Source organism: Arthrobacter flavus (assembly GCF_039526005.1).
In the GTDB taxonomy this organism is placed as follows: Bacteria; Actinomycetota; Actinomycetes; order Actinomycetales; family Micrococcaceae; genus Arthrobacter_D; species Arthrobacter_D flavus.
On record NZ_BAAAIJ010000036.1, the window covers coordinates 1 to 19,089 of the forward strand.

A 19,089-nucleotide genomic window follows, 5' to 3' on the forward strand; every position below is an offset into this window, starting at 1 on the left:
GAAGTGACGTCATGCAGCCAAATTCAACCAATCAATAAAACAATCGGTATCAACAAACATGGCACACTATTGAGTTCTCAAATAACAGGCGCAATTCGTATTATCTGTAAATAATCTTTCTATTTACATTTCCTCGCTGCGACTTATCTAAAGTTATTCCATCCGCATTCTCTTTGTCAAATCCGCGTTATTTGCGGATTTCGGCAAAAACAACCGAATGAGCCGACGAAAAGTTGAGGTAATTCTAGCTTCTGTGCACAGCACACGCCGGAGCTACCTATTAATTTTCGAAGGGGGTGGTTGCCACTCAGTGGCGGCAACTCATGAAACATTACACGTGGATCTGGGTGCGCGCAAATCCTCCCGCAGCACCCCTGAACCAGCTGGTTCAGACGGGTGTGACGTCCACGGTGGCGAGGGTCCGTTTGCCCCGGCGAAGGACCAGGTACCGCCCATGCAGGAGCGATTCGGGGCCCACAACAGTGTCCGGATCCTGGACTTTGATGTTGTTCACGTAGGCACCCCCTTCTGCGACGGTGCGACGCGCGGCCGAGTTACTGGCCGACAACCCGCTGGCCACCAACAGATCAATAATTCCCAGACCAGCACTCGACACAGTCGCAGTAGGCAGCTCCGCAATCGCCAACGACAGGGTGGCCTCATCGAGTTCCGACAGTTCGCCCTGGCCGAAAAGCGCTGCCGACGCGGCAATGACCTTCTCGGTTGCAGCGACGCCATGCACCAGCGAGTTCACCTCGAAGGCAAGCGCGCGTTGGGCCTCACGCAAATGTGGCCGTTCTTCGGCAGCGCGGCCCAACTCCTCAATCTCCTCACGGGACTTGAAGGTGAACACCTTCAGCCTTCCCACCACATCAGCATCGGCAGTGTTGAGCCAGAACTGGTAGAAGGCGTAAGGGCTGGTCAGCTCGGCATCGATCCAAATGGCGTTCCCCTCGCTCTTGCCGAACTTGGTGCCATCCGAGTTGGTAATCAGCGGCGTGCCAATAGCGTGGACGCTCTTCCCCTCGGCTCGCCTAATCAGGTCCGTGCCGCTGGTCAGGTTGCCCCATTGGTCTGATCCGCCCGTCTGCAGGGTACAGCCGTAGCTGCGGTACAGCTCCAGGAAATCCAGGCCCTGCAGAATCTGGTAACTGAACTCGGTGTAGCTGATCCCCGCATCGGAATTCAGCCGTGCACTGACGGCGTCCTTGGCGAGCATGGTGCCCACCCGGTAGTGCTTCCCGATTTCACGCAGGAAATCAATGGCACTTAGGGGTGCCGTCCAGTCCAGGTTGTTGACCATCCGGGCAGGATTGGACCCAGTGAAATCGAGGTATTTTTCGACCTGACCCCGCAGCTTCTCCACCCACTCCGCCACCGTCTCAGGAGTGTTGAGTGTCCGTTCGGAGGTGGGCCGCGGGTCGCCGATCAGACCGGTGGAACCCCCGACCAGGCCGAGGGCATGATGGCCGGCGAGCTGAAGCCGGCGCATGGTGAGGAGCTGTACCAGGTGTCCGAGGTGCAGGCTCGGAGCGGTCGGATCGAACCCACAGTAGAACGTCACCGGGTCCCCCGCAAGAGCCTTTTCCAGCGCTTCCTCGTCGGTGGACACATGAATCAGTCCCCGCCACTTCAGTTCCTGCCACACATTGGCGAAAGCTGGATCGTTGCGCTGGGCGTTCAGTAGTTCGGCGAGGCCGTGGTCTGGGGTTTCTATTTGCTGGGACACAGGCTCTAAATTATCAGTCCTCGATGCCCGCCGGTATTTCGCCCGTGGCAATCAGGCGCAGACGCTGAGTCGGTCGGGTCATCGACACGTACAGGTCACCCACCCGAATGGACCGTGGATCGAGCATCTCTGCTGGTTCCAGCACCACAACGCCGTCAAACTCGAGCCCCTTAGCCTCCCGTGGACTCGTGACCACAATGTCCTGGCCCATACTGCCCGCGCCGAACCCGATCCGCCGACCGTAGACCCCGGTCAGTGCGGACCGCACCTCCGCCAGGAGCCGCTCGGGGGCAATGACGGCGAGCAACCCGCCCTCCACCGCGCTGAGTTCTTCGGGAAGTGCCTGCAGGAGCGCCGGAATCAGTTCAGGGACCCGGTCCACGATTGGGGCCCACCGACCTTCGCGGACAGCTTTGGGTGCCGAGACCACCAAGCCCGCGGCATTCGCCATCCGGGCCGCCGCCTCGGCGATCTGCGCCGGCGTGCGGTAGTTGACGGTGAGCTCTTCGAGCTGCCACCGCTCCCCCACGAATGGCTCAAGGGCCTGCTGCCAGGAGTTGGAGCCCGCGGCCGAACTGGTCTGGGCGATATCACCCACAATGGTGAACGATTTCAGGGGGCAGCGGCGCATCAGCACCCGCCACTGCATAGGGGATAGTTCCTGGGCCTCGTCGACCACGATGTGGCCAAACGCCCACGTCCTGTCGACTGAGGCGCGTTCAGCTGCGTTCAGCCGGGCTTCAGTGACTGAGTTGTGGTCCGCTAGGTCTTCAGCGGTGAGCACACCATCAACCCCTGAATCTGCCAGGGACTCGTTGACATTCTCAAGGGTCCGTTCGGCGTTCGCCAGGTCGCGGCGACGCTCCTGGTCCCGGGCCGCTGTGTCCCGACCCGCTGAGGGATCGAGGTCGCCGAGGAGCTCGGCTGCCTCGTCCAGCAACGCCACGTCGGCTTCGGTCCACAATGCACCGGCTGGCCGGGTGAGATGGCCTACCTCCGCGTCGCTGAAGCCGGGGGCTGCAGCGGCAAGGATGCCGGGTTTGGTCAATAGTTCAGCGATGAATTTCTCGGGCGTCAGCGGCATCCAGGCCAGGTTCAACGCGATCCGAACGTCACGCGAACTGCGCACGTCTTCTGCCAGATAGGACCGGTCCGCGGTGTTCCCTGCGCCGGACGATTCCTCAAGCTGCTCGGTGAGCTGCTCGGTCAGCTCCCGCAGGAGGATCTTGACGAACGTCACCCGGGCTTCGTTGTGGGGTTTCCCGGTGGAGCGGGCGCGGTCGCGTGCCTTGCGCACCTGCCGGGGGGACAGGGTCAGGATGGTTCCCTCGACATTGAGACGCTTGTCCTGGTCGGGAACCCGCTGGCGGTTTGCCAGGGCTCGTTTCAGCACCTCGACCATGTCCAGGCGGCCCTTGATCTCTGCTGCTTCTTCGGTGGGCTCCTGAATGGCGGTGATACCGGGCATCAGGCTGCCGATGCTCGCCATCACCACGCCGGTTTCACCTAGCGACGGGAGGACACGCTCAATGTATTTCATGAACGCGTTGGTGGGTCCCACCAGGAGCACGCCAGCCGACTTCAGCCGTTCACGGTGCGTGTAGAGCAGGTAGGCGGCGCGGTGCAACGCAACAGCTGTCTTGCCGGTTCCCGGGCCACCCTGCACGACGACGACGCCCTGTAGTGGCGCCCGAATCACCCGGTCCTGTTCGGCCTGGATGGTTCCGACGATGTCGGACATTTGGCCGGTGCGCTTGGAATTCAAGGCGGCCAGGAGCGCACCCTCACCCTGGAGTGATTCATCTTCAGTCAGCAGGGCTGCGTCCAGCACGTCATCTTCAATGGCGAGGACGTTCCGTCGGGACAGGATCAGGTGGCGACGACGGCGCACGCCCATCCGCTCGAAAGCGGTCGCCTGGTAGAAGGTACCGGCTTCGGGAGCACGCCAGTCGACCATCAGCTGTTGCAGGTCCTCGGTGGACAACCCGATCCTGCCGATGTACCGCTCATCGCCGTCGTCGAGGTCCAGCCTGCCAAAAACAAGCCGGTCGTCGACGGCGTTGAGCTGGGCCAGCCGATCCTCGTACATGGTGGCGAAAGCATCACGCTCGGACCGGTTCTGGTGGGAGCCGGCCGACAGGGAACGGCGCACCTCAGCTAGCTGCCCGCGCTTCTCGTCGCGGAGTTCGTCGAGCCGTTGGTAGAGTCCCGCCACGTAGCCGCGCTCATGATCGAGTTCGTTACGGGCCGTGGATGTGTGATGCATTATGCGTTTCCCTCTCGCCAAAGGCAGACCGTCAATTCTACAGTGCAGCTGGCTCTTTTGGCATGGTCGGTGAATCCTATGAGGCCACCACCGTGTGCACTGGGTACTGCTGGACTTTCAGTCGTCCCTGCAACTCGGTGAGTTCCAGGACCACCGCGCACCCGACGACCTGTGCCCCGCACGCTTCGAACAGGGCGGTCGCCGCGGCCAGAGTGCCACCGGTGGCGAGCACGTCGTCGAGCACCAGCACCCGCGTCCCCGGGGCGACGTCGTCCTGATGGATCTCCAGCTTTGCCTCCCCATACTCGAGGCTGTAGGACTCGGACAGGACCGGACGGGGCAGCTTTCCGGGTTTGCGGACCGCCAGCACTCCGGTGCCGGTCGCGTAGGCGACCGCGGCAGCCAGCAGGAATCCTCGGGCCTCAATTCCGGCGACGAGATCGAAGGTTCCGGTAAAAGGTTTGACCAGGTCATCGATGACGGCGCGGAAGGCGGGTCCATCGCTAAACACCGGGGTGAGATCACGGAAGCTGATTCCTGGCCGGGGAAAGTCCTGAACGGTCAGGCAGAGTTGTTGAACCTGGTCCTGAGCTGTTGTCCCGGGAAGGGTGGGCACTGAATTATTCACCCGTTAACTGTACGGGGTGTCCGCCGCTGCGCCGCGCGGTACCGCGACACGGTGGGGTCGCCGGTGAGCCAATACCGCCACGGATAGTCGCTGCCCCCGCCCACGCCTGCGACTCCGACACGGGGCCCGCTCGACACGAGCTCCGGGTCTACCGGCGCGGCCGGAAGCGTCAGCGTGAGGGGCGCCGCAAACAGGTCGGCGCCGTCGAGTGCACGGTTCAGCCCGAGTGCCTGAGCCAGGCATGCTGGTCCGCGGGCCAGGTCGACGTCGTGTCGTGGAGACTTCCGCCGTTCCCGGGCGACGCCGACTCCCTCGACGATCTCCCCCGCCCGCAGCAGCAGACCGGTTGCCTGACCTGCCTCACCGCAGACCACGTTGGCGCAGTAGTGCATACCGTAGGTGAAATAGACGTAGAGGTGGCCGGGGTCACCGAACATGGTGGTGTTCCGGGCTGTCTGTCCGCGGAACGCGTGCGATCCCGGGTCGTCGGCACCCAGATAGGCCTCCACCTCGGTGATCCTGACCGTGACCCGGTCCGCGCCGTCGTCGTGGGTGAGCAGCCCGCCCAGCAGCAACGGTGCGACGGCGGTCGCTGGCCGGGCCAGCCGGGTTCTGTCAGTGATCGCTTCCACAGCACAAGACCGTAGCAAACCGACCCGCCCACTGCGCCACGGCCATGTCCGATTCCCGCTAGCTGACGGTGACCGAACCTGCAACGATGGGGTGATGGACTTCTGGCAGCGCTACCGGGCGATCGACTCGCGCGACACCCGTTTCGACGGGCAGTTCGTTACCGCCGTGGCCACCACGAAGATCTACTGCCGTCCGTCCTGTCCGGCGAGAACACCAAAACCCGCCAATGTGACCTTCTACCAGACCTCCGCCGCCGCGCATCAGGCGGGCTACCGGGCATGCAAGCGCTGCCTGCCCGAAGCCGTTCCCGGCACCCCCGACTGGAACCTCCGCTCGGACGCCGCGGCACGGGCCATGCGATTGATCTCGGACGGCGAGGTGGACCGGACGGGGGTGCCCGGCCTGGCCGCACGGCTCGGCTACTCGACCCGTCAGCTGAACCGGATCCTGCATCAGGAACTCGGTGCCGGACCGTTGGCCCTGGCACGGGCCACCCGGGCCCAGACGGCCCGTTCCTTGTTGACCTCATCCGGCCTGAGGTTCGCCGACATTGCCTTCGCCGCGGGGTTCAGCAGCGTCAGACAGTTCAACGACACCGTGCAGGAGGTGTTCGCCCTCACCCCGTCCGACCTGCGCGCCCGAGCCCGGACCACCCGGGAGACTCCCGACCCGGGAGGGGCCGGCACCACCCTGTCACTGCTGCTCCCGCTGCGGGCGCCCTATGATCCGGGCATCTTCGAATTCCTGCGGGTCCGAGCCATCGACGGCACCGAGCACGCCACCACCGACCGCTACGAGAGGCTCCTGCAGCTGCCGGGCGGGCAGGGCTGGTTCAGCGCCCGGTTGGCGACGACGCCGCACGGCCTGCCCGCCCTCGCTATCACCGTATTGGTGGAAATGCTGCCCGACCTGCCGGTGCTGCTGTCCCGGATCCGCCGGCTCTTCGACCTGGATGCCGATCCCCTGGCCGTGGACGCCGTCCTCGGATCAGATCCCGTGCTCGCTGGCAGGGTGCAGCGGATCCCGGGGATGCGCCTCCCGGGATCCGTCGACCCCCACGAAATCCTGATCCGGGCGATGATCGGACAGCAGATCACTGTCAAGGCCGCACGCACGGCCCTTCACCGGCTGGCCGTCTTGGGCAGCCCCGCGACGCTGGAGCCCCACCGGGGAGGGGATGCACAGCTACACCGACTGTTTCCCACGGCCGCGCAGGTAGCCGACGGCGGTGCGGGCCTGCTGAAGGGTCCGGCCCGCCGGATCGACAGCATCCTCCGGGTGAGCTCCGCCCTGGCCGACGGTAGCCTGCAGATCGGGGTGGAGGACAGTGCCGGCGACCTCGAACGCAAGCTCCTGCCCCTGCCAGGGATTGGCCCCTGGACAGTCCGATATGTGGCAATGCGGGTCCTCGGCGCCACCGACATCCACCTGGTCAACGACGCGGCCATCCTCAATGGCTGGGCTGCCCTCAACGGGCAGGCCAGCCAGACAAAGCTTGAGACGACCCCACCAATCCTCATCAAGACCATGGAGCACTTCAGCCCTTGGCGCTCCTACGCCACCATGCATCTCTGGCGGGCCGCCGCCGATCACCCACCCATCCCCCGAGCAAAGGCAACTCCCCGATGACACTCCCCGATGCACCATTCACCGCGTCTACGACACGTACTGCGACGACGACAATCACAGGGTCTCCCACCCCGTCTGACGCTCCGCCTCCCCGGCAGACGACGGTTTTCACCCCTGATGGACCGTTCACCATCCTGGAACTGGACGGCGCGGTGCTCGCCTCAGGGTGGACCTCCGATCTGGCCGACCTGACCGGGCAGATCCATCCGGCCCTTCGACCGGCCACGCCGCCGATCGTCGTTGACCCGGCCGAGCTGGGGCCGATCACCGCGGCGGTGAGCGCCTATTACGACGGCGACATCGCGGCGATCGATGCGGTGCCGGTCCGCCAGGTGTCGGGCCCCTTCCGCAACCACGCGTGGGACATGCTGCGCACCGTTACCCCCGGCCACCCGGTGACCTATGCGCAGTATGCCGGCCTCGCCGGGAACGCCAGCGCCGTGCGTGCCGCAGCCGGGGCGTGCGCCAAGAACGCCGCTGCCCTCTTTGTCCCCTGCCACCGGGTGATCCGCACGGATGGTTCGCTTGGCGGCTTTCGGTGGGGGCTCGAGGTCAAGACGAGCCTCCTCGCCCGCGAGGCGTCTCACTCAGCGGCGGTGTTGGCCCGGTAGAAGTCCTCAAGCACGCGAAGTTTACGGACGCTGATGTGAGGGGTATCGCCGTCGAGGTCCACTCCCACCGCATCAAGATGGGCATGCCAGCGGGCCATCAGTGCAGCGGTCTCGTTGGGGTCCTCCACCACGTGCCTGACGGTGACCATGGTGCTGGGACCAGCAGCCGTGAAGTCCACCTCCGCCTGCTCGACCCTCGGCTGCTGCGTGGGATCAGCGGTCACCGCATCCTTGACCCTGGGCAGGGTCGCCTCGAAGCGCCGGTCGAAGTGGATCATGGTGACGTCGTCGGTGGTTTCCAGCTCTCCCATGGTGTGGGAGAGCTGAAACTCAGCGGCGTAGGCGTCGCGGAGCGCCGCCCAGTCGGCATCCGGACCCGGTGACCGTCCGGCGGCAACGTGGTCTAGGGCATCCAGAATGAGCTGCCATCCGGCGGCGCCCTCGGTAAGGAACGCTGCGGTTTCCGAACGGGCCTGCAACTGGAACAACGCGCCGCCGTCGCATTCGAGTACCCGCCACTCAAGCAGCGTTTCCAGGCCCATGTTGTCGTCCCAGGAGATCTGGAGGCTGGTGGGCGGGTTGAGCTGCAGCACGGTTCCTGAGGACAGGTCGCCGCCCATGTCGAGCGAATACTCCTTGCCCAGCTCCCACCCCGGGGTGAGCTTGCCGAGCCATTTGGCCACCTGGGTGGGTTCGGTCAGGAGGTTCCAGACGTAGGAGCGCGGATAATCGAACTGCCGGTCGAACGCCAGTACGTACCCGTCTCTCAGCCGTTCAATCCGGCCCAGCGGTTCGGCACGGTGGGACGCTGATACACGCTGCAACTCGCCGGTGAGTTGGGATTCCATGCTGCCTCCTGCGACAGGGTGCTCCCAACCTACCCCAGGCCCCAACCGTTCCGGAAGGGTATTACTGGGGTGCCACCGCTGCCGGCCATGGGCCGAGATCCGGGAGACTGACGGTGTCCGCTGCGTCGGCCGCGTCGGTCGCCTCGAGGCCGCCTACTGGTTCACGGCCGGCGAGCCAGGCCGCGATGTCCTGCAGCGTGCCGGTCACGACGACGGTATGGGTGGTTCCGGTAGCGGTATCGCCCGTGTCAGTGGCGCGCACAATGATCGGCTCCTGGCCCAGCGGGTGCAGCGTCAAGGCGGTGTCCTCGGGGACGCGGGCAGCAAGGAAATCGATCAGGTAGTGGCAGAACCTGTCACTCCAATCGCGGGAAGTGGTGCCGGCGTCGAGGTCGCTGGTATGGATGACCAGCTCCCGCCACAGGGCGAGGGCGCCGTCGGAAACGGTCCCGTCCCGGTAGGAAATCTTCGCCTCCCAGTGGTCGCGCGCATGCTCGAAGGCGCCGACGGCGGCGTCGACCGCCGCCACCAGCGCCTGAATCTGCTCCGCCACGGGACGCTGCGCCCGGGACTCGATCGCCTGCACCCGACCCTCAAAGCCGCCGTCGTACAGCTCGATCAGGGAGCCCTGCGCAGCGTGTTCCACCTGCCGCTGCATGGCCCGGGAAATTCCCTCCGCGTGGGCCACCACGTGGGCCCGTGTCCAGCCGGGCAACGCCGTCGGTTCGCCGAACGAGTCCTCGTCCAGTCCCTTGACGGTTGCCTTCAGGTCTTCGCCCGCCACGGCGAGTCCAGCTGATACTTCGCGGATGAGATGTTCAATCACTGTGGGTCCTTTTCGTCTGGCCCGGTCACCGGGCGGCTGCACTAGATCCTGTCCTAGAGCGTACCCCGCACGTCAGTCAGGAAGCTGGCAACGCCGGCCAGCTCGTCCCGGAGGGCCTCCAACTGCCGTTCCACCGCCGCGGGAGCAGTACCGCCCTGCGAGTCCCGGCTGTTAAGGGACCCCTCAACCGTCAGCACCTCGCGTACATCAGGGGTGAGGTGCGGTGAAATCGAAGCGTAGTCAGCGTCGCTGAGATCCCAGAGTTCCACTCCACGGCCTTCAGCCACTCGGACGGCAGCGCCTGAGAGCTCGTGGGCCTCGCGGAACGGGACCCCCTGGCGGACCAGCCATTCGGCAATGTCAGTGGCCAGGGCGAAGCCCTGCGGTGCCAGGGACGCCATCCGCTCGGTGTTGAACGTCAGGGTCGCGATCATTCCCGAGACGGCAGGAAGGAGCACCTCGAGGGTGTCGGTCGCATCGAAGACCGGCTCCTTGTCCTCCTGGAGGTCACGGTTGTAGGCCAACGGCAGCCCCTTGAGGGTGGCGAGCAGCCCGGTGAGGTTACCGATCAGCCGGCCGGCCTTGCCCCGCGCCAGTTCGGCAACGTCGGGGTTCTTCTTCTGCGGCATGATCGACGACCCGGTGGAGTAGGAGTCGTGCAGGGTGACGAAGGAGAACTCCTTCGTGGCCCACAGGATCACCTCTTCACTGATCCGGGACAGGTCCACCCCGATCATCGACGCGATCCACGCGAACTCCGCGTAGACGTCCCGCGCCGCGGTGCCGTCGATCGAGTTGTGGGTGGCCGAGGCGAACCCCAGCTCCGCTGCGACGGCCTGCGGGTCCAGCCCCAGCGAGGAACCCGCCAGTGCACCGGAGCCGTAGGGCGACACGGCCGCCCGCTTGTCCCAGTCCTGCAACCGCTGCACGTCGCGCAGCAGCGCCCAGGCGTGGGCGAGCAGGTGGTGGCTCAGCAGCACCGGCTGGGCGTGCTGCAGGTGGGTGCGGCCCGGCATGGGGACCCGCAGGTGGTCCTCGGCCTGCTGCACCAGCGCCTCGATCGTCGCCAGCACCCCGCCGGCGACGATCCGCGCGTGGTCCCGCAGGTACATCCGGCCCAGGGTGGCAACCTGGTCGTTGCGGGACCGGCCGGCCCGGAGCTTGCCGCCGAGCTGGATGCCGGCGCGTTCGATCAGACCGCGTTCCAGCGATCCGTGCACGTCCTCGTCCGACTCGGCGGGCGTGTAGGCGCCGGAGCGGACGTCGGCGTCGAGCACGTCGAGGGCTGCGAGCATGCCGGCGAGTTCGACGTCGTCGAGCAGGCCTGCACGGTGCAGGACCCGGGCGTGGGCCCGGGATCCGGCAATGTCATACACGGCCAGGCGCCAGTCGAAGTGGGTCGACTTGCTCAGGGCGGCCAGCGCGTCGGCGGGTCCGCCGTCGAACCGGCCGCCCCAGAGGGCTCCCTCGTTGGTGGAGGCTGTTGCCATTGCTACTGGCCCGCCCGCTCGTCGCGGCCGGAGGCCACCTTCGAGGACAGGCCGAAGATCTCGATGAAGCCGCGGGCCATCGACTGGTCGAACGTGTCGCCGGTGTCGTAGGTAGCCAGGTTGAAGTCGTAGAGCGAGGTGTCGGACTTGCGGCCGGTAACGGTGGCACGGCCGCCGTGGAGGTCCATCCGGATGTCACCGGAGACGTACTTCTGGGTGTCCTCGATGAAGGTGTCGAGTGAGCGCTTCAGCGGGGAGAACCACTGGCCGTCGTACACCAGCTCGGTCCAGCGCTGGCCGACGGTCTTCTTGAACCGTGCCTGCTCGCGCTCCACCGTGACATTCTCGAGTTCACGGTGCGCGGCGATGAGGGCCATGGCGCCGGGGGCCTCATAGATTTCGCGGCTCTTGATGCCGACCAGGCGGTCCTCGACGATGTCGATCCGGCCCACGCCCTGTGCACCGGCGCGGCGGTTCAGCTGCTCGATGGCCTGCAGCGGGGTGACGGCGACACCATCGATGGCGACGGGGATACCCTCGCGGAAGGTGATGGTGACCTCGTCGGCGACCGGGGAGAACTCGGGTGAATCCGTGTACTCGTAGACGTCCTTCGAGGGACCGTTCCAGATGTCCTCGAGGAAGCCGGTTTCGACGGCGCGACCCCAGACATTCTGGTCGATAGAGAACGGGTTCTTCTTGGTGGTCTGGATGGGGAGGTTGTGCTCCTCGGCGAAGGTGATCGCCTTGTCCCGGGTCAGGGCCAGGTCACGCACGGGAGCAATGCAGCGCAGGTCGGGGCCGAGGGTCTGGATGCCCACCTCGAACCGGACCTGATCGTTGCCCTTGCCGGTGCAGCCGTGGGCTACGGTGGTGGCGCCGAATTCGCGGGCTGCCGCCACCAGGTGCTTGACGATGACCGGGCGGGACACGGCAGAGACCAGCGGGTAGGCGTCCATGTAGAGGGCGTTGGCCTTCAGCGCGGGCATGCAGTAGTCGTTGGCGAACTCGTCACGGGCGTCGGCCACGTAGGCTTCCACGGCACCGCAGTCGAGGGCGCGCTGGCGGATCTCCTCAAGGGATTCGCCGCCCTGTCCAACGTCGACGGCGACGGCAATGACTTCGGCACCGGTGGCTTCGGCGATCCAGCCGATGGCTACCGAGGTGTCGAGTCCGCCGGAGTAGGCGAGAACAATACGTTCAGTCATGGGTTGTGCTCCTAGGGTGTTGAGGTTTGGTGCTGTAGGAAAGTGGCAAGGATGGTCAGGAGAGGGGTTTGCTCATCGGGTCCTGCGCGAATTGGCGGAAGCGTTCCGCCACGTCCGGCCCACCCGCCGGGTCGCGGGTCACCAGCATAATCGTGTCGTCGCCGGCGATGCTCCCCAGGACCGAGGGCATCACCGAGTGGTCGATCGCCAGGGCCAGGAAATTCGCGGCCCCCGGCGGGGTCCGCAGGACGACCAGGTTTCCCGACGCCTCAGCGGTGACGAGTAACTCCGAGCACAGCCGGGACAGCCGGGAATCGAGGATTTCCTGGGTGACCCCGCTCTGCGGCGTCCGCCCGCCGCCTTCGGCGGGCACCGCGTAGACGAGGGTTCCCTCGCTGGCACGGACCCGCACCGCGCCGAGCTCCACCAGATCACGGGAGAGGGTCGCCTGGGTGACCAGGACGCCGTCGTCGGCCAGGAGGGCCGCCAGTTCTGCCTGCGACCTGACCGACTGCCCGGTCAGGATCGCGCGAATCCTTGCCTGGCGGGCGGTCTTGGTGGTGGGCTGGAGGGAGCTCATCGTCGGTCCATCAGCCAGACCATCAGGGCCTTCTGGGCGTGCAGCCGGTTTTCGGCCTCGTCCCAGACCAGCGACTGGGGTCCGTCGATGACGTCGGCGGCGATCTCGTAGCCGCGGTACGCGGGCAGGCAGTGGAGGACGACGGCGTCGGGGGCGGCATGCGCCATCGCGGCTGCGTCCACCCCGTAGCTACTGAACAGCTCGTAGGTGGCGTCCTTGGCGCCCGCGCTGTCCGGTTCCTGTCCCATGGAGATCCAGGTGTCGGTGGCGACGACGTCGGCGGCGGCCAGCGCTGCGGCGGGGTCGGTGGTGACGAGCACCGACCCACCCGTCTCAGCGGCCCGGGCAGTGGCCTGATCGATCACCGACTGCTGGGGCAGATGCCCCTCGGGGCCGGCGACCCGGACGTGCATACCGGCGGTCACCCCGGCGAGCAGGTAGGAGTTGGCCATGTTGTTGGCGGCGTCGCCCAGGTAGGCGAGGGTGAGGCCGGCGAGGGTGCCCTTGTGTTCACGGATGGTCAGCAGGTCGGCGAGGAGTTGGCACGGGTGGTAGTCGTCGGAAAGTGCGTTGATCACCGGGACCTTCGATGCGGCGGCCATCTCCTCCAGGCCGGCCTGCGCGTAGGTGCGCCAGACGATGGTGGAGACCATGCGTTCGAGGACCTTGGCGGTATCGGTGATGGACTCCTTATGACCCAGTTGGGACTCCCCCGCACCGATGATCAGTGGGACCCCGCCGAGATCGGCGATGCCGGTGGCGAAGGAGACCCGGGTGCGGGTGGACGTCTTGTCGAAGATGACCGCAACGGTTTGACGTCCAGCGGTGGCTGTTCCGTCGGGGTCCAGGCCGGCGTAGGGGCTCCGGGAGTAGGGTGCCTTTTTGAGCTCCGCGGCAAGGTCGAGGACTTCGGTCTGCTCGGCCTGGGTGAGGTCGGTGTCGATCAGGAAGTGGCGGGTCATGGGGTAACGTCCTTTGCGGTCTTCAGGATGCCAGGCAGTGCGTCGAGGAACGACGCGGCCTGGTCTTTGGTGAGGATCAGCGGTGGTGCCAGGCGCAGCGTGTGCGGGGTCGGAGCGTTGACGATGAAGCCCCGGAGCAGTGCTTCCGTCACGGCCGCAGCGGCGTAGTCGCCTTCCAGATCGAATCCGATCAGCAGTCCTTCACCGCGGACCTCGGTGACCAGTTCGGCGGTGGCCAGTTCGGCGCGGAGCCAGGCGCCGACGTCGTGAGCGTGGCGGAGGAGGTCGGTGGCTTCGATGGTATGCAGGGTGGCCAACGCTGCGGCGGTCGCGACGGGGTTCCCCCCGAAGGTGGTGCCATGCTGGCCGGGAGCCAACAGGGACGAGACCGTGTCGCCGAACGTGACGAGCGCGCCGATGGGGAACCCCCCACCGAGTCCCTTGGCCAGGGTCATGGCGTCCGGCACGATGCCGCTGGGCTGATGGGCAAACCAGGATCCGGTGCGGCCGATCCCGGTCTGGACCTCGTCGAGGATCAGCAGCGCTCCGGCCCGGGCGGTGACTTCACGGGCGGCCTGCAGGTACCCGGGCGGGAGCGGGCGGACGCCGGCCTCCCCCTGGATGGGTTCGATGATGACCGCGGCGACGGTGTCGTCGACCGCGTTCACCAGCGCCTCGATGCTCCCGAACGGCAGATGTTCGACGCCGCCGGGCAGCGGTTCGAACGGCTCACGGTAGGCCTGCTTCGCAGTCAGGGCCAGAGCCCCCATGGTGCGGCCGTGGAACGCTCCGTCGAGGGCGAGAATCCGGTTCCGTGCGGGTTTACCGTCCGTCGCCGGGGTGCTATTGCGGCGAGCGAGCTTGAAGGCTGCCTCGACGGCTTCGGTACCCGAGTTGGCGAAAAACACCTTGGACCCGGTGGGCGCTGCCGAAAGCTGCAGCAGCTTTTCGGCCAGGGCAATCTGGGTGGGGCTGGTGAAAAAGTTTGATACATGGCCCAGGGTGGCGAGCTGGCTGGTGATCACCGAGGTGACGAACGGGTGCGCGTGGCCGAGGGCGTTGACGGCGATCCCGCCGAGCAGGTCGAGGTACTCGTTGCCGTCAGCGTCCCAGACGGTGCAGCCGTTGCCGCGGACCAGGACCCGCTGCGGGGTGCCAAAAACGCCGAGCAGTGAGGAGCTGTAACGCGTCAGCCAGTCAGCGCCGGAGGCCTGCTGGTCGAGCACGGCGGCAAGCTGGTCCGTGGGGTGGAGATCCGTCATGATCCGTCCTCGTTCGGTACTACCTGGGTGCCGATCCCGGCGGTGGTGAAGGTTTCCAGCAGCATGGAGTGGGCCAACCTGCCATCGACAATGTGCGCGCGCTCCACTCCGCCATCGACGGCGGCAAGGCACGCGGTCATCTTCGGAATCATGCCCGACTCCAGCTGCGGCAGCATGGCACGCAGCTGGCCGGCAGTGAGGGAAGAGATCAGCGAGGACCGGTCGGGCCAGTTGGCGTACAGCCCCTCGACGTCAGTGAGGATCACCAGCTTGGAGGCGTTCAGGGCCTGGGCCAGGGCTGCCGCAGCGGTATCGGCATTGACGTTGAGGACCTGGTTGGTACCGTCGCCGTCGTCGTCAATCTCCGGGGCGACCGTTGAAATCACGGGGATCCGGCCGGCCTCGAGGATGTCGAGGATGGCGGCCGGGTTCACGCCGACCACCTCGCCGACCAGCCCGAGGTCCACCTCGACGCCGTCGACGACGGTGCCGGTGCGGGTGGCTTGCAGGAGGCCGCCGTCCTCACCGGAGAGGCCAACGGCGTAGGGGCCGTGGGAGTTGATGAGACCGACCAGTTCGCGGCCCACCTGCCCGGTGAGCACCATCCGGACCACGTCCATGGTTTCGGGGGTGGTGACGCGGAGACCGCCCTTGAATTCGGACTCAATGCCGAGGCGTTGCAGCATGGAGCTGATCTGCGGGCCGCCGCCGTGGACGACGACCGGGCGGATCCCCACGTGGTGGAGGAAGACAATGTCCTCGGCGAAGGCGCGGCGCAGGTCCTCGTTGACCATGGCGTTGCCGCCGTATTTGATGACCATCGTGGTGCCGGCGAATCGTTGGATCCATGGCAGCGCTTCGATGAGGGTCTCTGCCTTGTCCTGAGCGGCAATGACTGTATTCATGGTGTCCTTCTGTTTCAAGCTGCCACGGCGGGCAACTGCTACGACGAGTACGCCGAGTTTTCGTGCACGTATTCGTGCGTGAGGTCGTTGGTCCAGATGGTCGCGGTCTCGGTCCCGGCGTTGAGATCAATCTCTACCGTGACGTCGCGGCCCGTGAGGTCCACCAGGTCCCGTGAATCGCCGATACCGCCGTCGCGGCAGATCTGCACGCCGTTCATTGAGACGTTCAGCTGGTCCGGTTCGAAGGCCGCGTCGGTGGTGCCGACCGCTGCCAGCACCCGGCCCCAGTTTGGGTCATTGCCGAAGATGGCCGTCTTGAAGAGGTTGGAGCGGGCCACCGAGCGGCATACCGTTTCGGCGTCCTGTTCGCTGGCCGCGTTGACTGCGGTGATGGCGATGTCGTGGCTGGCCCCCTCGGCGTCCTTGATCAGCTGTTGGGCCAGCGAATGGCAGACCCCGGTGAGCGCACCCTCGAACTCTTGCAGGTCTGGGGTGACCCCGCTGGCGCCCGACGCGAGCAGGACCACCGTGTCGTTGGTGGACATGCACCCGTCCGAGTCAGTCCGGTCGAAGGTCAGCCGGGTGGCCGCGCGCAGGGCCGTGGTCAGCTGGGCGGGGTCGAGTACAGCGTCGGTGGTCAGGACCACCAGCATGGTGGCCAGACCGGGGGCTAGCATCCCGGCGCCCTTCGCCATCCCTCCGATGGAGTACCCCTCGCTGGGGGCATCGGCTGATGCCGGATGCCTCGCGTTCTTGGGCACCGAATCGGTGGTCATGATGGCTTCGGCTGCGCCCTGCCCGCCAGCGGTGGAGAGTTGAGCGATGGCGTCGCTGACTCCTGGCAGCAGCTTGTCCATGGGGAGCTGTTCCCCGATCAACCCGGTGGAGCAGATGAAGACGTCGCCCGACGAGATCTGCAGTGCCTCAGCCGTGTACTCGGCGGTGGCATGAGTGTTCTGGAAACCAACCGCTCCGGTGCAGGCGTTCGCTCCCCCGGAGTTGAGCACCACTGCATCCACCCGACCGTCGGAAACCACCTGACGGGACCAGTGCACGGGTGCGGCGGCGACCCGGTTGGAGGTGAAGACCGCCGCTGCGTGCTGCAGGGGTCCATCGTTGACGACGACGGCGACGTCGGGCTTGCCCGATGATTTGAGTCCGGCAGCAGTGCCTGCGGCGCGGAATCCGGCCGGCGCGGTGATGCTCATGGTGCTACTCCCTGCAAGGTGAGCCCAGCGGTCTCGGGGAGTCCCAGGGCGATGTTCATGGATTGGATGGCCCCGCCGGCGGTGCCTTTGGTGAGGTTGTCGATCACGCAGGTGACAATCACGCGCCCGGCGTGTTCGTCGAACGCCAGCTGGAGGTTGGCGTAGTTGGAGCCGAGGACGGCCTTGGTGGCCGGCCACTGGCCTTCCGGCAGAACCGTGACGAACGGTTCGTCGTCGTACGCTGCAGTCCAGGCATCCCGCAGCTGTTCGGCGGTGGTTCCAGGCATCACCTTGGCGGTGGCGGTGGTGAGAATCCCGCGGGCCATCGGAGCGAGGGTCGGGGTGAAAGACACCTGGACCTGCTGCCCGGCGGCGAGTGACAGGCCCTGCTCGATCTCGGGGGTGTGCCGGTGTGCGCCACCGACGCCGTACGGGCTCATCCCACCCATCACCTCGGACCCCAGCAGGTGCGCCTTGACCGCCTTGCCCGCACCGGAGGTTCCCGACGCTGCGACGATGACCACATCCTCGGGCTGCAGCAGACCGGCCGTGAACCCCGGGGTGAGAGCCAGCAGTGAGCTGGTGGGGTAACAGCCCGGGACGGCGACCCGGCGGGCGGAGCGCAGCAGTTCGCGGTGATCGGGCAGCTCGGGGAGGCCGTATGGCCAGGTGCCGGCATGGGCGGAACCATAGAATTTTTCCCAGGCAGCCGGGTCGGAGAGGCGGTGGTCGGCACCGGCGTCGATCACGAGGGTGGTGTCGGGCAACTGCGCGGCAATATCGGCGCTGGCGCCGTGGGGCAGTGCAAGGAACACCACGTCATGGCCGGCGAGGTTCTCCACAGTGGTTTCTTCGATCAGGCGGTCGCTGAGCGAGTGGAGGTGTGGTTGAAGTTCGCCCAGACGCGATCCTGCGCTGCTGTGCGCGGTGATCGCACCGATGGTCACCGCTGGATGGGAGACGAGCAGGCGGAGCAATTCACCGCCGGCGTAGCCGCTGGCACCCGAAACCGCCACTGAAATAGTCATAACCCAACAGTACAACAGGAATATACATAGATCCACATAACTATGCATAGGTGCTGTCAGAAGGCCCACTCGATCTAGCATGGGAGCACCGCACACCGATGAAGGAGCCTTGATGCCAACAGCCATTGTTATCCAGCAAGCCGGAGGGCCCGACGTACTCAGGGTGGCCGAGGTGGATCAACCCACACCAGCGGGCTCCGAACTCCTGGTGCGGGTGGCCGCGGCAGGCGTGAACTTTATCGAAACCTATCAGCGCAGCGGCTACTACCCGGTGGACTATCCCTTTATTCCGGGCGCCGAGGCCGCCGGCGAGGTGGTGGCACTGGGCCCGGAGGCGTCCGGCTTCGCCGTCGGCGACCGGGTGGCCTTCGCTGAAGGGAAGGGCACCTACGCCGAGTTCACCCTGGTGGAAGCCGATCAGGCCCTGCCGGTGCCCGAGGGCATCAGCCTCGAAACGGCAGCAGCGCTTCCGCTGCAGGGCATGACCGCGCACTACCTGATCAACACCACGTTCAAGGTGCAGCTGGGCCAGACGGTGCTCACCCACGCCGGCGCCGGCGGGGTGGGTTTGCTCCTGATCCAGCTCCTCAAGGCCAGGGGAGCACGGGCCATCACCACCGTCTCCACCGACGACAAGGAGGCCCTGGCCCGTGAGGCCGGCGCCGACGAGGTGCTCCGGTATGAGGGTTTCGACACCGCCGTGCGTGAACTGACCAACGGTGTGGGTGTGGATGTGGTGTACGACGGCGTCGGCAAGGCGACCTTTGACGGGTCCTTGGCATCGCTACGGAAGCGCGGCACGCTGGTCCTGTTCGGTGCTGCGTCGGGGCCGGTTCCGGCGTTCGACCCGCAGCGGCTCGCGTCCGCAGGGTCGGTCCATCTCACCCGGCCGAAGCTGCTCGATCACCTGCTGACCGTCGAGGAACGGCGTTGGCGCTCCTCGGAGGTGTTCGCCGCCGTCGTGGACGGCTCGCTGCAGGTCAGGATCGGCGCAACCTATCCCCTGGACGCCGCCGCGCAGGCGCACGAAGACCTGGAGGCACGCAAAACCACCGGAAAGGTGCTGCTTATCCCCTAGAGCGGCACGGTTACCCCCTAGGACGTCACAGTTGGGGCTGAGGTCGTCCTGGTTGGGCTGACCCTGTGCAAGTTTCCCCACCTTGTTGGCCGGCCCGCGGCGTGTTGAGTCAAACACGCCGCGGGTTTGCGTTTCATGCAGCACTACCCGGGGAAACCTGCACCCCAGGGCGCGCCGGTGCGCTTCAGTACTAGCGCTGAA

At 66.2% G+C, this 19,089-nt stretch carries 17 protein-coding genes; 3 read left to right on the plus strand and 14 right to left on the minus strand.

Going from position 1 to position 19,089, the window contains the following annotated elements; genetic code table 11:
* Positions 1 to 388 precede the first annotated feature (388 nt).
* From tyrS to ABD059_RS09100, 4 genes are all read right to left on the minus strand, one after another.
* Entirely contained in the window at positions 389 to 1,729 is a 1,341-nt protein-coding gene (gene tyrS, locus ABD059_RS09085; RefSeq protein ID WP_343879249.1) for a tyrosine--tRNA ligase, read from the minus strand.
* 13 nt (positions 1,730 to 1,742) lie between these two features.
* A complete protein-coding gene (locus ABD059_RS09090) occupies positions 1,743 to 3,995 on the minus strand; it encodes a HelD family protein (RefSeq protein WP_343879251.1) in 2,253 nt (750 codons plus the stop codon).
* Positions 3,996 to 4,071: 76 nt separating this feature from the next.
* Positions 4,072 to 4,623 (minus strand): adenine phosphoribosyltransferase, encoded by a 552-nt coding sequence (locus ABD059_RS09095; protein WP_343879253.1) that lies wholly within the window; start codon positions 4,621 to 4,623, stop codon positions 4,072 to 4,074.
* Complete coding sequence (locus tag ABD059_RS09100; protein ID WP_343879255.1) at positions 4,620 to 5,255, minus strand: DNA-3-methyladenine glycosylase; 636 nt, start codon at positions 5,253 to 5,255, stop codon at positions 4,620 to 4,622. The genes ABD059_RS09095 and ABD059_RS09100 overlap by 4 nt, the downstream gene beginning before the upstream one ends.
* A 94-nt stretch (positions 5,256 to 5,349) precedes the next feature.
* Between ABD059_RS09100 and ABD059_RS09105 the strand changes: the two genes are divergently transcribed.
* Positions 5,350 to 6,885 (plus strand): Ada metal-binding domain-containing protein, encoded by a 1,536-nt coding sequence (locus ABD059_RS09105; RefSeq protein ID WP_343879257.1) that lies wholly within the window; start codon positions 5,350 to 5,352, stop codon positions 6,883 to 6,885.
* Complete coding sequence (locus ABD059_RS09110; RefSeq protein WP_343879259.1) at positions 6,882 to 7,496, plus strand: methylated-DNA--[protein]-cysteine S-methyltransferase; 615 nt, start codon at positions 6,882 to 6,884, stop codon at positions 7,494 to 7,496. Before ABD059_RS09105 ends, ABD059_RS09110 begins: the two co-directional genes overlap by 4 nt.
* Here the strand turns inward: ABD059_RS09110 and ABD059_RS09115 are convergent.
* The 10 genes from ABD059_RS09115 to argC form a co-directional block, all read right to left on the minus strand.
* The gene (locus ABD059_RS09115) at positions 7,469 to 8,344 is read right to left on the minus strand and encodes an SRPBCC domain-containing protein (protein WP_343879261.1); all 876 of its coding nucleotides are present in this window, start codon (positions 8,342 to 8,344) and stop codon (positions 7,469 to 7,471) included. The two genes, ABD059_RS09110 and ABD059_RS09115, sit on opposite strands and share 28 nt — an antisense overlap.
* A gap of 61 nt (positions 8,345 to 8,405) precedes the next feature.
* On the minus strand, positions 8,406 to 9,170 hold the full coding sequence (locus ABD059_RS09120; protein WP_343879263.1) for a maleylpyruvate isomerase family mycothiol-dependent enzyme: 765 nt from the start codon (positions 9,168 to 9,170) through the stop codon (positions 8,406 to 8,408).
* A 53-nt stretch (positions 9,171 to 9,223) separates the two neighbouring features.
* Positions 9,224 to 10,660: an argininosuccinate lyase gene (argH, locus tag ABD059_RS09125; protein ID WP_343879265.1), complete on the minus strand. Its 1,437-nt coding sequence runs from the start codon at positions 10,658 to 10,660 to the stop codon at positions 9,224 to 9,226.
* Between the two features lie 2 nt (positions 10,661 to 10,662).
* A complete protein-coding gene (locus tag ABD059_RS09130) occupies positions 10,663 to 11,865 on the minus strand; it encodes an argininosuccinate synthase (RefSeq protein ID WP_343879267.1) in 1,203 nt (400 codons plus the stop codon).
* A 55-nt stretch (positions 11,866 to 11,920) separates the two neighbouring features.
* Positions 11,921 to 12,445 carry an arginine repressor gene (locus tag ABD059_RS09135; protein WP_343879269.1) on the minus strand — a complete coding sequence of 175 codons (525 nt, stop codon included), beginning with the start codon at positions 12,443 to 12,445 and terminating at the stop codon, positions 11,921 to 11,923.
* Positions 12,442 to 13,407 (minus strand): ornithine carbamoyltransferase, encoded by a 966-nt coding sequence (argF, locus tag ABD059_RS09140; protein ID WP_343879271.1) that lies wholly within the window; start codon positions 13,405 to 13,407, stop codon positions 12,442 to 12,444. The genes ABD059_RS09135 and argF overlap by 4 nt, the downstream gene beginning before the upstream one ends.
* Positions 13,404 to 14,669, minus strand: a complete 1,266-nt coding sequence (locus ABD059_RS09145; RefSeq protein WP_343879274.1) for an acetylornithine transaminase — start codon at positions 14,667 to 14,669, stop codon at positions 13,404 to 13,406. The genes argF and ABD059_RS09145 overlap by 4 nt, the downstream gene beginning before the upstream one ends.
* A complete protein-coding gene (argB, locus tag ABD059_RS09150; RefSeq protein ID WP_343879276.1) occupies positions 14,666 to 15,574 on the minus strand; it encodes an acetylglutamate kinase in 909 nt (302 codons plus the stop codon). Before argB ends, ABD059_RS09145 begins: the two co-directional genes overlap by 4 nt.
* A 38-nt stretch (positions 15,575 to 15,612) precedes the next feature.
* Positions 15,613 to 16,782, minus strand: a complete 1,170-nt coding sequence (gene argJ, locus ABD059_RS09155; protein ID WP_343879278.1) for a bifunctional glutamate N-acetyltransferase/amino-acid acetyltransferase ArgJ — start codon at positions 16,780 to 16,782, stop codon at positions 15,613 to 15,615.
* Positions 16,779 to 17,810, minus strand: a complete 1,032-nt coding sequence (argC, locus tag ABD059_RS09160; RefSeq protein WP_343879280.1) for an N-acetyl-gamma-glutamyl-phosphate reductase — start codon at positions 17,808 to 17,810, stop codon at positions 16,779 to 16,781. The genes argJ and argC overlap by 4 nt, the downstream gene beginning before the upstream one ends.
* Positions 17,811 to 17,922: 112 nt before the next feature.
* Between argC and ABD059_RS09165 the strand changes: the two genes are divergently transcribed.
* On the plus strand, positions 17,923 to 18,888 hold the full coding sequence (locus ABD059_RS09165; RefSeq protein WP_343879281.1) for a quinone oxidoreductase family protein: 966 nt from the start codon (positions 17,923 to 17,925) through the stop codon (positions 18,886 to 18,888).
* Positions 18,889 to 19,089: the final 201 nt, after the last annotated feature.

What these genes read in the sequence shown, in the direction of transcription:
- ABD059_RS09090 (WP_343879251.1), bottom strand. Translation starts at nt 3,995, where the DNA reads ATGCATCACACATCCACGGCCCGTAACGAACTCGATCATGAGCGCGGC.
- argH (WP_343879265.1), bottom strand. Translation starts at nt 10,660, where the DNA reads ATGGCAACAGCCTCCACCAACGAGGGAGCCCTCTGGGGCGGCCGGTTC.
- argC (WP_343879280.1), bottom strand. Translation starts at nt 17,810, where the DNA reads ATGACTATTTCAGTGGCGGTTTCGGGTGCCAGCGGCTACGCCGGCGGT.
- ABD059_RS09145 (WP_343879274.1), bottom strand. Translation starts at nt 14,669, where the DNA reads ATGACGGATCTCCACCCCACGGACCAGCTTGCCGCCGTGCTCGACCAG.
- ABD059_RS09165 (WP_343879281.1), top strand. Translation starts at nt 17,923, where the DNA reads ATGCCAACAGCCATTGTTATCCAGCAAGCCGGAGGGCCCGACGTACTC.
- argB (WP_343879276.1), bottom strand. Translation starts at nt 15,574, where the DNA reads ATGAATACAGTCATTGCCGCTCAGGACAAGGCAGAGACCCTCATCGAA.
- ABD059_RS09110 (WP_343879259.1), top strand. Translation starts at nt 6,882, where the DNA reads ATGACACTCCCCGATGCACCATTCACCGCGTCTACGACACGTACTGCG.
- ABD059_RS09135 (WP_343879269.1), bottom strand. Translation starts at nt 12,445, where the DNA reads ATGAGCTCCCTCCAGCCCACCACCAAGACCGCCCGCCAGGCAAGGATT.
- ABD059_RS09130 (WP_343879267.1), bottom strand. Translation starts at nt 11,865, where the DNA reads ATGACTGAACGTATTGTTCTCGCCTACTCCGGCGGACTCGACACCTCG.
- argF (WP_343879271.1), bottom strand. Translation starts at nt 13,407, where the DNA reads ATGACCCGCCACTTCCTGATCGACACCGACCTCACCCAGGCCGAGCAG.
- ABD059_RS09105 (WP_343879257.1), top strand. Translation starts at nt 5,350, where the DNA reads ATGGACTTCTGGCAGCGCTACCGGGCGATCGACTCGCGCGACACCCGT.
- ABD059_RS09115 (WP_343879261.1), bottom strand. Translation starts at nt 8,344, where the DNA reads ATGGAATCCCAACTCACCGGCGAGTTGCAGCGTGTATCAGCGTCCCAC.
- argJ (WP_343879278.1), bottom strand. Translation starts at nt 16,782, where the DNA reads ATGAGCATCACCGCGCCGGCCGGATTCCGCGCCGCAGGCACTGCTGCC.